The organism is Stappia sp. TSB10GB4, assembly GCF_900185745.1.
Classification (GTDB): Bacteria; Pseudomonadota; Alphaproteobacteria; order Rhizobiales; family Stappiaceae; genus Stappia.
The window spans coordinates 145,184-159,295 of the sequence record NZ_FYAV01000026.1; the positions used below are offsets into that span (position 1 = coordinate 145,184).

The window sequence follows — 14,112 nt, forward strand, 5'->3', positions numbered from 1 at the left end:
ACAGCGATGGGCGGAGGATGTGATGGACGAGCGGGAACAGCACGGGGTGACCGGCGAGCCCTTTCCGCGTTTCGTCACGCTCGCCTCGCATGAGGGGCCGGGGCTCGCCCGCTACCGGGCCTCGCTCGCCCGGTTCGGCATCGCGCCGGACGTCGTGTGGACCGGCAAGCCCTATCCCGGCCATCTTGCCGCAATGCAGATGCTGGGCGCGCATCTGGCGCGCCTGCCCGCCGACGAGCTCGTCGTCTATACCGACGCCTTCGACGTGGTGCTGATCCGCGATCCGGCGGAGCTTATTTCGCGCTACCGCGCTTTCGCAAATCCCATCGTCATCTCGACCGAGCCGGGCTTCACCTGGAAGCTGCCCGGACGGCTTAGCGCCTCCCGCGCCTACCCGCCGGCCGGCGGCAGGAGCGGCATGTATCGCTACCTGAATTCAGGCGGGTATATCGGAATGGCCGGCGCGCTCGCCGCCATGCTCGGCGAACTCGACTATGCCAGCGCCGTCGACTGCGACCAGTCGCTGATCAACAAGTGGTTCATGGAAAACCCCGGTCGCGCCGCCCTCGACTACGATCAGGAGATCTTCGCCAGTTCCGCCTGCCAGTCGGGGCTGGAGCGCAAGCTGTACCGCTTCGATGGAACGCACCTGACCAACACGCGCACGGGCGGCAAGCCGTTCTTCTTCCACTTCCCAGCCGAGAACCGGCTGTGCACGAAGCATGTGCTCGACATGCTCCCCTTCGATCTGCCTCGCCTGCCCGTTCGCCCGCGCGACCGGCGCAAATACATCCTCAACGTGATCGAGAGCCGGCCGACCTTCTGGCTCGACCGGCCGGCCTATCCGCTGGAGGATGTCGTCGGCCTCATCACCTTCCGCCTGCTGCCGGCAGCAGCCCTTACCGGCCTCGGCTATCTCGCCTGGCGCGCCATCGGCTGAGCACCGGCATCCGCGCCTTTACTGCGGGTCCAGCGCCGCCTCGACCTCGATTTCCACCTCGTAGCCACCGATCAGGCTGCCGACGGCGAGCATGGTATTGGCAGGGCGAATCTCTCCGAAGACCCGGCCATGCGCCCTAGAGGGCCCTTCCCAGGCACCGACATCCTGCAGATAGACCCGCGTGCGCACCACATCCTCCATCGAACCACCGAAGGCGGTGAGCGCGGCAGCGATCTTGTCGAGGATATAGGTGGTCTGGGCCTCGGCATCGCCCGGAGCGACGCAATGGTCGGCGCCGTGAGTGGCGGTGGTGCCCGAAACCAGAACGCGGTCGCCGATGCGCATCGCCCGGCTGAAGCCGGCCAGCGGCTCCCAGATGCTGCCCGACGACAGCCGCCAGCGGTTGGGACGGCCCGGCACTGGTTCCGGCGTATAGACGCTGGGGATCTGGTCGAGATGGTGGCTGAGGTCGCCCGAAGCGGTGAGGAACGGCGGGCGGCGATACTCGTCGCCGCAATCGCCGGGGATCGGCTTCATCGCGCCGAAGGCGTCTTCCAGCAGGGCGCGATCCTCGTCGTCGAGCGCAAAGCCGAAGAGACGGAGATTGTCGGCCCGGTGTTCGCTCTCGCCCACCCGCGCGCCGATGATCACGCCGGCAACGGAGGGCGTTTCCAGCACCCAGCGCGTCGCGACGTTGGAGAGGGAAACGCCGTGCTTGCGGGCGATGCGGTCAAGCGCCGAAAGCAGTCCCTGGAAAGCCTGCCAGCCGCCGGCCGTGTCGATGAAGCGCTTGTACTTCATGCGGCTCCAGTCGGCGATTTCGGTCGGCTCCGGCTTGCTGAGCCAGCGCTCGGAGAGGAACCCGCCGCACAGCGTGCCATAGGCGAGAAGCCGTACACCCCGCTCCTGGCACAGGGCGGTCAGGGCTCCGGCGGCGCGCCGGTCGACCACCGAAAAGGACACCTGGTTGGACACGATTGGAAGGTTCTCGGCGATCGCGATGCGAAGGTGCGCGGCGTCGAAATTGGTGACGCCGATCTCGCGGATGAGTCCTTCCTCGCGCAACCTCGCAAGATGCTTGAGGGCATCGAGCCAGCCGGGATGCTCGAAGGTCCACCAGTGGAACTGCAGCAGGTCGACACACGCAACGCCAAGCCGGTCGAGCCGCTCCTGAACGCCAGCCCGCACCGCGTCCTCGCTCATCGGCCCCGGCTCGGGACACCACTTGGTGAAGGCGAGCGGACGCCCCTCCCCTTCGCCATGACGCGCCAGCAACCGGCCGGCAACGAGTTCCGCATTGCCGTAGTGGTCCGCCATGTCGAACGTGGTGAAGCCGGCGGCCGCGTAGTCGGCAAGATGGCCGGCTGCCGCTTCCAGATCGACAGGCGTGCCGTCCTTCTCGATGTCGGCGATCTGCCAGAGGCCGGTCAGAATGCGGCTGATCTCCAGGTCGGGGCCGAGTTTGGTGGTTTCGGGGCGGCTGGTCATGTGCGCTCGGATCCTGTCGTGGCGGCGGGTGTGCCGCGCCATCTGTGAAGGAAGGGCAGGCGGCGGCGCGCACTGCCCGGTTCGGGAAGCAGCCCTTGCGGGCGGAACAGAAGGATGGCGCACAAGGCGACACCGATGATGACGGTCTGCAGCGAGGCGGCACGGGCCTGCTCGCCGGCGGGGGCCAAGGCTTCGACCACCGCCGAAGAAGCTGCCCAGAGCGCCCAGACCAGCAGCGCCCCGAGGATGGCGCCGCGATTGTTGCCGGAGCCCCCGACGATCAGCATCGCCCAGACCTGGAAGGTCAGCATCGGCAGGTAGTTTTCCGGCGCGATGAAGCCGATGAAATGCGCCTGCGCGGCGCCGCCGAGACCCATGATCGCCCCGCCGAGTGCGAACGCCTCGATCCGGAAGCGGCGCGGGCTCTTGCCGAGCGCCTCGGCCGCCACCTCATCCTCTCGAATTGCCCTCAGCACCCGCCCCCAGGGACTTCTCGCCAGATGCTGGAGCATCAGGTAGAGGCCGAACACTACGGCGACGAGCAGCGCCAGATTGGCAAGCGAAAAGGCGAGCGACCGGCCGGCCAACTCGCCAAAGGGGCGCGGGATCAGGCTGATGCCGAACGGTCCGCCCGTGACGCCTTCGAGATTGAGCACGGCAAGCTGGATGGTCACGGCGATGCCGAAGGTCGAGATGGCAAGGTAGTCGGCGCGCAGACGGATGGTCATCCAGCCGATCAGCGCCGACAGCACCCCGGAGGCGACGAAGGCGCCGAGCCAGCCGATCACGATCGGCAGCTCGAACCCGCCGAGCCGCCCCTCCACCGGCGGCGAGGTCAGCAGCGCCGAGGCATAGGCCCCGACGGCGACGAAGCCGGCGACGCCGACATTGAACAGGCCCGTCTGGCCCCACTGCACATTGAGACCCAGCACGATCACCGCATAGGTCAGTGCAACCGCGAGGAAGAAGGCGCAATAGGCAAGGAGTTCCAGGCTCATGTCGCCCTCCCGAACAAACCGGTGGGGCGCAGCACCAGAACGACCGTGATCACGGCGAAGGCAACCGCCGCCCGCCATTCGGCGCCTATTGTCTGAACGGCCAGCGCCTCGCACAGACCGACGATCAGCCCGCCGAGCATGGCACCCGGCACCGAGCCGATGCCACCGAGGATGACGGCGGCGAACAGCGGCAGCAGCAGGTCGAAGCCCATATAGGGGCGAATCTGCACCAGCAGACCCGACATTGTGCCGGCGGTGCAGGCGAGCGCACCGCCGATGATCCACACCGCCCGCACGATCTTCGCCGTATCGATGCCGACGACGCCAGCCAGCGCCGGGTTCTCGCTGACCGCACGCATGGCGCGGCCGAGATCCGTGCGGGTGAGCAGCAGGTGAACGGCGATCACCGCCACGAAGGCGAGGCCGATCAGCAAGAGCTGGTCGGGCGTGGCGCGGATGCCGCCGAGCAGCGGCATCGCGATCTGCAACTCGCGGGAATAATAGGCAGGCTTCGAGGTGTAGAGGAATTCCAGCAGGCTGCGCAGCGCCATCGACGCACCGAAGCTGGCCATCACCACGATGATCGCCGTCGCCCCGCGCCGGCGCAGTCTCGCAAACAGCAGGCGGTCGACGAGAAGCGCCAGCAGCGCGGTGCACGCCATCGCCAGCAGGACGGCGAGAATCAGCGCCGCCGACACGCTGAACGGATCGAGCGGGGCAAGGCTAGCGCCCGATACCGCACCGATGGCAAGCGACAGGCTCAGCGAGAGATAGGCGCCCCAACTGACCAGCTCTCCATGGGCGAAATTGGCAAAGCGCAGGATCGAGTAGGTCAGCGTCAGGCCAACCGCTCCAAGGCCGATCATCGCTCCGGCAAGCAGGCCCTCAAGCAGGATCTGGCCGCTCATCGCGCACCCTCCACGGCGGTGGCGGCGCCGTCCGCATGGGCGCCAAGGAACAGGCGGCCGATATCCGGATCGGCAGCAAGGTCCGCCGCCGGAGCATCGTGGCGCAGCAGGCCGTCGACCAGGATCACGGCACGCGAGGCAATCGCCAGGGCCGCCCGCACATTCTGCTCCACCAGGAGGATCGGCACGCCGCTGCGATTGATCTCGATGAGCCGCTGGAACATTTCCGACACCGCTTTCGGCGAGAGCCCCGCCGAGGGCTCATCGAGGATCAGTACCTTCGGCTCGACCAGCAACGCGCGGGCGGTGGCCAGCATCTGGCGCTGACCACCCGACAGACCACCGGCGATGGCGCCCGGCCGGCTTGCAAGATCCGGATAGGCCGCAAGCATGGCATCGATCCGCGGCTTGCGCTCCGCCTTGGGCAGGACCGCGGCGGCGACTTGCAGGTTTTCGCGGATCGTGAGCGTGGCGAAGATGTTCTCCGTCTGCGGCACGAAGGCCAATCCCTTGCGCACCAGCGCATGGCGCGGCTCGTCCGTGATCTCCTCGCCGGAGAGATGCAAGGTGCCGCCATGCAGTGGCACCAGTCCGGCAATCGCCTTGACGAAGGTCGACTTGCCCGCGCCGTTCGGCCCAAGCACCGTGACGAACTCGCCGGGCGCCAGAGTGAAGTCGACCCCCTTGACGATGGGCAGATCCGGCTCGTAGCCGGCAACGAGGCCACGGGTCGCAAGCGGAGACGCGGGCGAGGCTGGCATGGCCGTCATGTCGAGCCCTCCGGCAGAACCTCGCCGAGATAGGCTTCCGTCACCTCGCGATTGGCCATGATCTGCGCCGGTGTTCCGGCCGCCAGTTCCCGCCCGGACGCCATCACGACAATCCGCCCGCACAGGCGGGCGACCATGTCCATGTTGTGCTCGATCAGGAGGATGCTGACACCCATTCGGTTGATCTCGACAATCCGGTCGATAATGACATCGAGCAGCGCCGGATTGACGCCGGCGGCCGGCTCGTCGAGCAGGATCACCGCCGGTTCGGCCATCATCACACGGGCAAGCTCCAGCAGCTTGCGCTGGCCTCCGGACAGGACGCGCGCCGGCTGGTCGACGAGATGGCCGAGGGTCACGAAGTCGATCAGCGCCTTCGCCCGCTCGCGTGCCGCACGCTCCTCAGCCCGCACCCTGCCGGGCTGCAGGAAGTTGCGCAGGATGCTCTCCCCGGTCTGGTTCTGCGCCGCCGCCATGACATTGTCGAGGATGCTCATGCCGGCGAAGGGGCGCGGGATCTGGAAGGTGCGCCCCAGGCCCATCGACAGGCGTCGCGCCGCCGGCTGACGCTCGATCCGCTCGCCCTTGAGACGGATCTCGCCGGCATCCGGCTTGAGGCTTCCGGCGATCAGGCTGAAGAACGTAGTCTTGCCGGCACCGTTCGGCCCGATCAGCCCGACGATCTCGCCGCCATGGAGTTCCAGAGACATGCCGTCCACCGCGCGGTTGCCGCCGAAGCGCCGGGAAACGCCTGTCGCCGACAGGACCGGGAACGGTCCACTGTTCGCCGCACGCGCCATCCCCTCCCCGTTGCTGCCGACTGACTGCAAGGATCCGCTCCTTATCCCGGCGCCCGGCGGCGGGGTGTTATCGCCCCTGTCTGTCGTTCACCCCGTGAGCATCCGACAGTCGCCAAAGGACCGCCTCGCGATCCGTGATGTTTGATCAAACATATCTTGATCACAGATCGCGTTTGATTGTAAAGATGGTCCAGACAGGTTTTGGCAGGCGCCGACGGTGCCGCGACGACCGCCTTGCAGGGCGATGCCGCCGGCATGGCGGCTCTCGCACAGCTCAAGATCTGCCCCGGAGACGGAAAACCAGGGAGGAGGCCGTGGCTGCAAGGACGGCGAGCGGACTGCTGCGCGTGGCGCGCGCCATGCCGGGAACCGATGCCGGCGAGAGCGACGACGCGCTCGCCCCGCTCAATCCGGTCGGCCGCCGCACGGTGCAGGACAGCGTCTATGACGAGTTGCGCCGATCCCTGATCCAGGGCCTGTTCGATCCCGGCGAGGTCCTGCGGATCGTCGACGTTTCCAACCGCCTCGGCACCAGCACCATGCCCGTGCGCGAGGCGCTGGCCCGACTGATCTCGGAACAGGCGCTGGAGGCGATGCCCAACCGCTCCGTTCGCGTTCCCTTGATCTCCCGCGACAGGCTGGAGGATCTGGCCCGCGCCCGGGCGCTCATTGAAAGCGAGGTGATCGCCCTCGCCATGCCCAATGTCACCGACGCCCTGGTCGAGGACCTCGTGCGCCTGACCGACGCCTGCGACGCCGTTCTGGCGACCAGGGGACGCGAGATCTCGGGCGAAGCGGCAGACCTCAATCACGCCTTCCACTTCACTCTGTATCGGGCGGCCGGTTCGCAGGTGATGATCCCGATCATCGAAAGCCTGTGGCTGCAGTCGGGCCCGTATCTGCGCGCCTCCGCCCGCCTGTTCGATGCCGCCGTCGACCGCTCCGCCACCCATTTCCATCGCGAGATCATCGAGGCGGTCACGCGCCGCGATACGCCGGGGGCGCAGGCCGCGCTCAGGGCCGATATCGGCCGTGCCTTCGACATCCTGCGCAAGCACCTGACCGAAACCGGCGAGGAAGCCCAATGAGCAACGAAGCGGACGACGACAGCTTCGAGCTCTATGATCTGCGGGTCGAAGCAGTGATGCCGGAGGGCGGCGGCAAGGTCTATTGCGGCGCAAAGCCGGGCGACCATTTCGAGCTGCGCGGCGAGATGCTCCACATGCCACCGGGCCAGGGCTTCTCGATCTATTCCATCGCCGCCGTGCTGCCGCTGCTGGCAGCTAAGCAGCGCCCGAGCCATCCCAACGACTGGATGACCAGCGACGCGGATGTCGCCTGCCCCGACCCCAACTGCGCCAGCCGGCTGCGCATCACTCGGCTCGGCCGGCGCCGTTTCTCCCACGCGGCGACGACCGCCGTCCCCCTTCCAAACGACGCTGACGGCAGCGCAACCGGCGGGTGACCCCGTGACCTTGATGGAACGCCATGTCCTGAAGGACGATCACGTCATCTCCCGTGTCATCCGTGGCGGCTGGCAGCTCGCCGGCGGCCACGGCGCCGTCGACCGTAACATGGCGATCGACGACATGATCGCCTTCGCCGATGCCGGCATCACCACCTTCGACTGCGCCGACATCTACACCGGCGTGGAAGAGCTGATCGGCGCCTTCCGCACGCGCTACCGCGATATGCGCGGAGGGGAAGCCCTATCCCGCATCTGCATTCACACCAAGCTGGTGCCGGACCTCGATCGACTGATCGGCATCGACCGCGCGCATGTCGAGGAACTGATCGATCGTTCGCTGACGCGGCTGCGCTGCGAGCGGCTGGACCTCGTCCAGTTCCACTGGTGGGACTACAACGCCCCCGGCTGGCTGGACGTCGCCCTGTGGCTCAAGGAGCTTCGCCAGACCGGCAAGATCCGCAATATCGGCGTCACCAATTTCGACAGCGACCATGTCGCCGCCATGCTGGCCGCGGGCGTACCTCTGGTCTCGGCGCAGGTGCAGTATTCCCTGCTCGACACGCGCCCTGCCAAGCGGCTTGCCGGCATCGCCCGCGACAACAGCATGTCCTTTCTGTGCTACGGCACCGTCGCCGGCGGCTTCCTGAGCGAGAACTGGCTTGGCCGGGCGGAGCCGGCGGCGGAGCTCGAGAACCGCTCGCTGGTCAAATACAAGCTGATCATCGAGGACTTCGGCGGCTGGGATCTGTTCCAGGCGCTGCTTGCCGCCCTCAAGCAGGTCGCCGACAAGCACGGCACCGACATCGCCAGCGTTGCCAGCCGCTGCGTGCTCGACCGTGATCAGGTCGGCGCGGTCATCGTCGGTGCGCGCAACCGGGCACACCTTCCCTCGAATCTCGGCCTTTGCGAGATCGCCCTGGATGCCGACGACCGAACAAGGATCGCCGCGGTGCTCGCCTCCGCCCGCGAGCTGGACGGCGATGTCTACACGCTGGAGCGCGACCGCCACGGCCGCCACGGCCGCATCATGAAATACAACCTCAACGACGAGAAGGCCGCATGATGGGAGCGGGCAACATCGGCGCTGCCGCCGCGCGCGAGATCATCGCCCGGCACGCGTTCTTCGTCGACTGGTTCGCCGGCCGGCTCGAAGACAGCGCCTTTGCCGCCTCACTCGCCGCCTTCGAACCGGACTTTCATCGCATCGGCCCGGACGGCGCCCTGCAGGACCGCGAAGGCCTGGCGTCGATGCTGTCCGCGGCAAGGGGGCGGTTTGCTGAGGGTTTCGCAATCGCCATCGAGGATATCGCGGTGCTGCGCGAGACCGGCGACGATGCCCTCGTGATCTATGTGGAACGGCAGGAGCTCGGCGGAAGGATCACCTTCCGCCGGGCCGGCGCGCTGTTCTCCAGGAATGCCGGCGCTCCCCTGGGGGTGGCGTGGCGCTTCGTCCAGGAAACCTGGATCAAGGACCGCACGGACGGACAACCGGCGGCAGAACAACGAGAAGGGGAACAGCAATGAGCAAGTTGAAATGGACTTCCGCGCTTGCCGGCGGCGTCCTCGCCGCGCTGGCGGCAGGTCCGGCGGCACAGGCCTGCGAGGTCACCATCGGCCTCGTCCTCGAACTCACCGGCCCCGCCGGCCAGTACGGCCAGGCCGGCGCCAAGTCGGTCGAGATGGCCTTCCGCGACCTCAACGAGGCCGGCGGCGTTCTCGACGGCTGCAAGCTGGTCACCGACACCCGCGACAGCCAGAGCCAGGGCAATGTCGCCGTGGATCAGGCGACGCAACTCGTCAACATCAAGAAGGTGCCGGTCATCATCGGCGGCATCATCTCCTCGGTATCGATTCCGATCCTGACCTCGGTCACCGCACCCGCCGGCGTCGTCCAGGTCTCGCCCGCCTCCTCCTCGCCGACGCTGACCCAGCTCGCCCGCGACGGCAAGAGCGGCGGCTACTTCTTCCGCACGATCACCTCCGATGCTCTCCAGGGCACCGCGGCGGCGAAATACGCCATCGACCAGGGGCTGAAGAAGCTCGCGATCATTCATGTGAACAACGACTTCGGCGTCAACATGGTGCGGGAGTTCTCCTCCGCCTTCGAAAAGCTCGGCGGCACCATCACCTCCGTCACGCCCTATAACGAGAAACAGGCGAGCTACTCGGCGGAAGCGTCGGCCGCGATGGCGGGCGAGCCGGACGCGCTCTATCTCGTCAGCTACCCGGTCGACGGGGCCACCATCGCCCGTGCCTGGATCTCGCAGGGCGGACCGCAGACCTTCCTGCTGAACGACGGCATGAACTCCACCGACTTCATCGAAAGTGTCGGTGCGAAGTTCCTGGAAAACGCCTTCGGCACCTCCTCGGGCACCACGCCGACCAAGTCGACGGAGTATTTCTACGGCGCCTACAAGGACGTCTCCGGCGGCATCGAACCGAGCGCTCCCGCCGCCGACCGCTCCTACGATGCCGGCGCCATCGTCGGCCTCGCGATCGCCAAGGCAGGCACCGCCGAAGCCGCCGCGATCAAGGCCGCGATCCCGCAGGTGGTCGCCGCCGATGGCGAGCCGATCTTCGCGGGCAAGGACGAGTTCGCCAAGGCGCTCGAACTGATCAAGGCCGGCAAGCCGATCAAGTACGAAGGCGTCATCGGGCCGGTCGGCTTCGACGAATACGGCGACATCACCGGCCCCTTCCGCCTTTGGCGGATCTCGTCCGGCGAGGTCACGACCGTCGGCCAGATGTCGGCCGAAGACGTGATGGCCCTCAAGGACGAACTGGCCGGCAAGTAGGCCCGTCCGGTCGCACCTCAAGACGTCGAAGGGCCCGCGCCATGCCGGTGCGGGCCCCATGCCGTTTATCGCTCCGACCCTGTTTCAGGCAGCAAGCCCGAGGATCGCCCGCGCTTCGGCAACGCTCGCCGGGTGGCGGCCATAGTCCGGGCACAAGTCGACGACGCGCTGCACCAGGGCGGCGTTGGACGGCGCCAGCCGCTCCTTGTCGAGGCGCACATTGTCCTCAAGGCCGGTGCGGCAGTGGCCGCCAAGTTCAAGGCTCCAGCGGTTGAGTTCGATCTGGTTGCGGCCGATGCCCGCTCCCGTCCATGTCGCGTCCGGCATCAACCGCCTCAAGGTCTCGACATAGAACTCGAAGACCCTGCGGTCGGCCGGCATGGCATTCTTCACACCCATCACGAACTGGACGTGCAGCGGCGCCTTCAGGCGGCCGTCCTTGACCATCGCAGCCGCCTGGAAGACATGCGACAGATCGAAGGCCTCGATCTCCGGCTTGACGTTGCAGGCGAGCATTTCGGCCGCCAGCCAATCCACGAGGTCCGGCGGGTTCTCGTAGACGCGCGTCGGGAAATTGTTGGAACCGACCGACAGCGACGCCATGTCGGGGGAAAGCGGCAGCATGCCGCCGCGCGCCTTGCCAGCCCCCGAACGGCCGCCGGTCGACAACTGGATGATCATGCCGGGGCAGTGCTTTTTCAGCCCCTCGACCAGCCGGGCGAAACGCTCCGGATCGGAGGTCGGGGTGCCGTCCTCCTCGCGCACGTGACAGTGAGCGATCGTGGCTCCCGCCTCAAACGCCTCCTGCGTGCTTTCGACCTGCTCGGCGATGCTGATCGGCACCGCCGGGTTGTCGGATTTCTGCGGCACGGAACCGGTGATTGCCACACAGATGATGCAAGGGTCGGACATGGGAGCACAGACCTCCTGTGGAACATGATCGGCCCGCGGCAAGCCGCAGCCTGACACACCCTCCCGGGCCGACGTTTCACGAAGGCCGGAAATCTGGCTAGCAGCTTCCCCGAAAAACGGCAAACGGCAAAGTCAGGCCAACCCCCGAGCGGCCGCAAGCGCGTCGCTCGAAACGGTCGGATCGGCGGCTCCCGACCTCACTGCGCTTCGAGCGAGCAGGGCCGGCAGGTCGGAGACCGGAACCGGAGCGCCGAACAGGAAGCCCTGCGCAATACGGCAGCCCGCACCGGTCAGCAGGGCCACCTGTTGCTGGGTCTCGACGCCCTCGACGGTCACCCCGATGTCGAGCCGCGCGGCCAGTTCGAGAATAGAGGTCACGATCGACAGGCTGTGCCGGTCGCTTTCCAGCGAGCGGACGAAGCTCCGATCGATCTTCAGTTCGTCCCACTGGAAGCTGCGCAGATAGGACAGGGCCGAATAGCCGGTGCCGAAATCGTCGAGCGAGATCGAGACCCCGAGCGCCTTCAGCTTCTTCAGCGTCGAAATCGCCCGGCGCGTGTCCTTCATCACGACGCTTTCGGTCACTTCCAGCTTGAGCCGCGATGCCGGCATGCCGAAACGCAGCAGCACGTCGGCGACGGTTTCGGCCAGGTCCTCACGCGCGAGTTGGGCGACCGACAGGTTCACCGCTACCGGCAGATCGTCAGACAGGGAGAGCGTGTCGCGACAGGCCTGCTCAAGGATCCGCTCGCCGATCTCGACGATCCGACCGGAAGCCTCCGCAATAGGAATGAACTCGCTCGGCGGTATCCATCCAAGAACCGGATGCCGCCAGCGGGCCAGCGCCTCCAAACCGACGATGCGCCCCGTCAGCATGTCGACCTGGGGCTGGTAGTGGGTCGCGATATCGCCATCTTCCAGCGCCTGGGTGATGCCCTCCTCGATCTGGCGATGGCGCGTCGCGTCGGCACGCATCGACACGTCATAGAGTTGCACACGGCCTTTGCCGGTCGCCTTGGCGTGGCTCAGCGCGAGATCTGCGTTCTGCAGCATGGCAGCACCACCTTCGCCGTCCTGCGACAGGGCAACGCCGATGGTGGCGTTGACGACGACATTGCCGCCCCCGAGCGCGTGGGCTTCATGCAACCCGTCGATGAGTTGCTTAGCTCGGATCGCCGCCTCCTGCTCACCGCCCGAAACACGCGTGAGCACCGTGAACTCGTCTCCGCCGAGACGCGAAACCACATCGCGCGGATGCCAGTCGGCAACGATGCGGCGCAGTCTGTCCGCCACCGAACGAAGCAGGTCGTCGCCCGAAGCATGGCCGAGAATGTCATTGACCGCCTTGAACCCGTCGAGATCGAGAGCGAGCACGGCAAGGCGCCCCTCTCCCCGACCCTCGGCGGAGGAGAGCGCCTGTTCCAGCGCATCGTGAAAGGCAATGCGGTTGGGCAGGCCCGTGAGCGGGTCGTGCCGGGCGGCGAATTCGAATTCCCGCGCCGCTTCTTCGGCCACCGCCCGGGCCCGACGCAGGGAGCGGGCCTGAAGGGACATGAACAGCAGCAGCAAGGCGCCGATGCCCACCAGCACTTCCACCAGGATATTCTGGAGCCGCTGCCGCTCCACCAGGGTGCCCCGGATCTCGGCGGCCTCGACCAGATTTTCCGTCAGGGCCTCACCGCCGATCCGGTCAACGATGCCAACGACTTTCTCCAGCACCTGGTCGATACGCCGCAGGGCGGCTTGATCGGGCAGAGCGAGATAATCGCTTTCGATCGCGGCGACATCACGCCTCAGGTCTTCCATCATCTCCCTGCGCTGCGGCGAACGGGAGACGAATGCGCCAAAGGACCCCGACGACCATGTCTCGATACGACTGGCCAGAATATTGTAGAACAGCCACGCTTCCTCGGCGTCCGCCAGATCCCCGGTCGCCGCATAGTGGGAGAGCCGTTGCCGGGCGGTGATCGCATCGACGCGCCCGTTCATGCCCGACATGGCGATGTCGTAGCGCATCGACCTGTCCACCGCCCCTCCGGTCGTCAGCACCGCTTCGGCGTGCAGCAGCACCGCGACGACCAGCACCACCAGAACCGTTATCGCCAGATGGCGAAACCGCTCGCCAATGGCAGTCGCACGCTTGAGGAGTTGCGACGGGCTCATCGGCTCACTTCAGCTTGATGCGACGCAACTGCCAGATCGATCGGGAGTAGAAGAGTTCGTTGCGCAACTCCGGAAAGCGGTCGAAGGGGTAGATGACGAAAAGCGGCCCCTTGTCGCGAACGCCGAGATACGCTCCATCGGCCTTGAAAGCGAGAAGCACCCCATAGGCGGCAAGATCGGAGACCGGAATCTCGGCGTAGAAATTGTTGAGGGCAACCCCTTCGATCATCGTCCCCTTGGATCCGACTCGCTGCAGCAGGTCGGACAGCAGGACGCCCTCGAATGTAACGACCTTGTCATGCCAGGGGGTCGATGTGGTTACAGCCGTTACGCCAATGGCCTCCAACTCGGCAATCGTGAAGTCACGCGGACCATTCCCCTCGATGCTGCCTTCCACCGTCAACACGACAGGACTGGCGGCATGGGCCGCTGCAAGCAGCCAGACGCCTGCAGCAATTGACAATAACAACCGCAAAAATGACATGACTCTCTCCGCATCTTGCCTGTTCTTCGATCCATGGCCGCTAGAATGCGCGTTTACACGAATTCAGGCTACGGTTCATCGGATCATATATTACGGGATAGAGGCAAAATTTGGATTAATTACTTTACAAGAAACACTGCATATTAACCATTCATTAACCATTACACGTCGAAGCGGCAGAAATTTCACCATGAAGGCACCCGCTTCAGGAGGCTTCTGCGGAAGAGCGCGCCTCCCGCAAGCACGAGCACCCCGCCGTTTTTTTTTCCGGCGGGGTGTTTTGTTTGGGATGTGGGTCTGTTTGAGGGTTTCGGGGTTTCAGGTTTTGAGTTTTGCGACGGCGCGCTTGGCCATGACGGTGATGAGGTTTGCGCGGTAGTCGGCGG

14 protein-coding genes are annotated in these 14,112 nt (G+C 66.2%); 6 read left to right on the plus strand and 8 right to left on the minus strand.

Going from position 1 to position 14,112, the window contains the following annotated elements; genetic code table 11:
* The first annotated feature begins 22 nt into the window (after positions 1 to 22).
* Positions 23 to 940, plus strand: coding sequence for a glycosyltransferase domain-containing protein (locus TSB10GB4_RS03400; RefSeq protein WP_186394549.1), 918 nt, complete (start codon positions 23 to 25; stop codon positions 938 to 940).
* Between the two features lie 18 nt (positions 941 to 958).
* Here TSB10GB4_RS03400 and TSB10GB4_RS03405 read toward each other — a convergent pair whose 3' ends face one another.
* The 5 genes from TSB10GB4_RS03405 to TSB10GB4_RS03425 are packed head-to-tail and all read right to left on the minus strand — an operon-like array spanning position 959 to position 5,904.
* The gene (locus tag TSB10GB4_RS03405; protein WP_186394550.1) at positions 959 to 2,428 is read right to left on the minus strand and encodes an aldo/keto reductase; all 1,470 of its coding nucleotides are present in this window, start codon (positions 2,426 to 2,428) and stop codon (positions 959 to 961) included.
* A complete protein-coding gene (locus TSB10GB4_RS03410; RefSeq protein ID WP_186394551.1) occupies positions 2,425 to 3,426 on the minus strand; it encodes a branched-chain amino acid ABC transporter permease in 1,002 nt (333 codons plus the stop codon). Before TSB10GB4_RS03410 ends, TSB10GB4_RS03405 begins: the two co-directional genes overlap by 4 nt.
* Positions 3,423 to 4,334 (minus strand): branched-chain amino acid ABC transporter permease, encoded by a 912-nt coding sequence (locus TSB10GB4_RS03415; RefSeq protein WP_186394552.1) that lies wholly within the window; start codon positions 4,332 to 4,334, stop codon positions 3,423 to 3,425. Before TSB10GB4_RS03415 ends, TSB10GB4_RS03410 begins: the two co-directional genes overlap by 4 nt.
* Positions 4,331 to 5,104: an ABC transporter ATP-binding protein gene (locus tag TSB10GB4_RS03420; RefSeq protein ID WP_186387144.1), complete on the minus strand. Its 774-nt coding sequence runs from the start codon at positions 5,102 to 5,104 to the stop codon at positions 4,331 to 4,333. Before TSB10GB4_RS03420 ends, TSB10GB4_RS03415 begins: the two co-directional genes overlap by 4 nt.
* Positions 5,101 to 5,904 carry an ABC transporter ATP-binding protein gene (locus tag TSB10GB4_RS03425; RefSeq protein WP_186394572.1) on the minus strand — a complete coding sequence of 268 codons (804 nt, stop codon included), beginning with the start codon at positions 5,902 to 5,904 and terminating at the stop codon, positions 5,101 to 5,103. The genes TSB10GB4_RS03420 and TSB10GB4_RS03425 overlap by 4 nt, the downstream gene beginning before the upstream one ends.
* A gap of 314 nt (positions 5,905 to 6,218) precedes the next feature.
* Between TSB10GB4_RS03425 and TSB10GB4_RS03430 the strand changes: the two genes are divergently transcribed.
* Genes TSB10GB4_RS03430 through TSB10GB4_RS03450 form a run of 5 tightly spaced genes read left to right on the plus strand, consistent with a single transcriptional unit; the run spans position 6,219 to position 10,167 of the window.
* Positions 6,219 to 6,992, plus strand: coding sequence for a GntR family transcriptional regulator (locus TSB10GB4_RS03430; RefSeq protein ID WP_244296455.1), 774 nt, complete (start codon positions 6,219 to 6,221; stop codon positions 6,990 to 6,992).
* Positions 6,989 to 7,369, plus strand: a complete 381-nt coding sequence (locus TSB10GB4_RS03435; RefSeq protein WP_186394553.1) for a TIGR04076 family protein — start codon at positions 6,989 to 6,991, stop codon at positions 7,367 to 7,369. The genes TSB10GB4_RS03430 and TSB10GB4_RS03435 overlap by 4 nt, the downstream gene beginning before the upstream one ends.
* 13 nt (positions 7,370 to 7,382) lie before the next feature.
* Positions 7,383 to 8,435 carry an aldo/keto reductase gene (locus TSB10GB4_RS03440; protein WP_186394574.1) on the plus strand — a complete coding sequence of 351 codons (1,053 nt, stop codon included), beginning with the start codon at positions 7,383 to 7,385 and terminating at the stop codon, positions 8,433 to 8,435.
* Entirely contained in the window at positions 8,432 to 8,896 is a 465-nt protein-coding gene (locus tag TSB10GB4_RS03445; RefSeq protein WP_186394554.1) for a hypothetical protein, read from the plus strand. The genes TSB10GB4_RS03440 and TSB10GB4_RS03445 overlap by 4 nt, the downstream gene beginning before the upstream one ends.
* A complete protein-coding gene (locus TSB10GB4_RS03450; RefSeq protein WP_186394555.1) occupies positions 8,893 to 10,167 on the plus strand; it encodes an ABC transporter substrate-binding protein in 1,275 nt (424 codons plus the stop codon). The genes TSB10GB4_RS03445 and TSB10GB4_RS03450 overlap by 4 nt, the downstream gene beginning before the upstream one ends.
* An 84-nt stretch (positions 10,168 to 10,251) precedes the next feature.
* Here the strand turns inward: TSB10GB4_RS03450 and TSB10GB4_RS03455 are convergent, their stop codons facing one another.
* The 3 genes from TSB10GB4_RS03455 to TSB10GB4_RS03465 form a co-directional block, all read right to left on the minus strand.
* Positions 10,252 to 11,079: a 3-keto-5-aminohexanoate cleavage protein gene (locus TSB10GB4_RS03455; protein ID WP_186394556.1), complete on the minus strand. Its 828-nt coding sequence runs from the start codon at positions 11,077 to 11,079 to the stop codon at positions 10,252 to 10,254.
* A gap of 132 nt (positions 11,080 to 11,211) precedes the next feature.
* The gene (locus tag TSB10GB4_RS03460; RefSeq protein ID WP_208984397.1) at positions 11,212 to 13,164 is read right to left on the minus strand and encodes a bifunctional diguanylate cyclase/phosphodiesterase; all 1,953 of its coding nucleotides are present in this window, start codon (positions 13,162 to 13,164) and stop codon (positions 11,212 to 11,214) included.
* 82 nt (positions 13,165 to 13,246) lie between these two features.
* Entirely contained in the window at positions 13,247 to 13,726 is a 480-nt protein-coding gene (locus tag TSB10GB4_RS03465) for a molybdopterin-dependent oxidoreductase (RefSeq protein WP_186387137.1), read from the minus strand.
* Positions 13,727 to 14,112 lie beyond the last annotated feature (386 nt).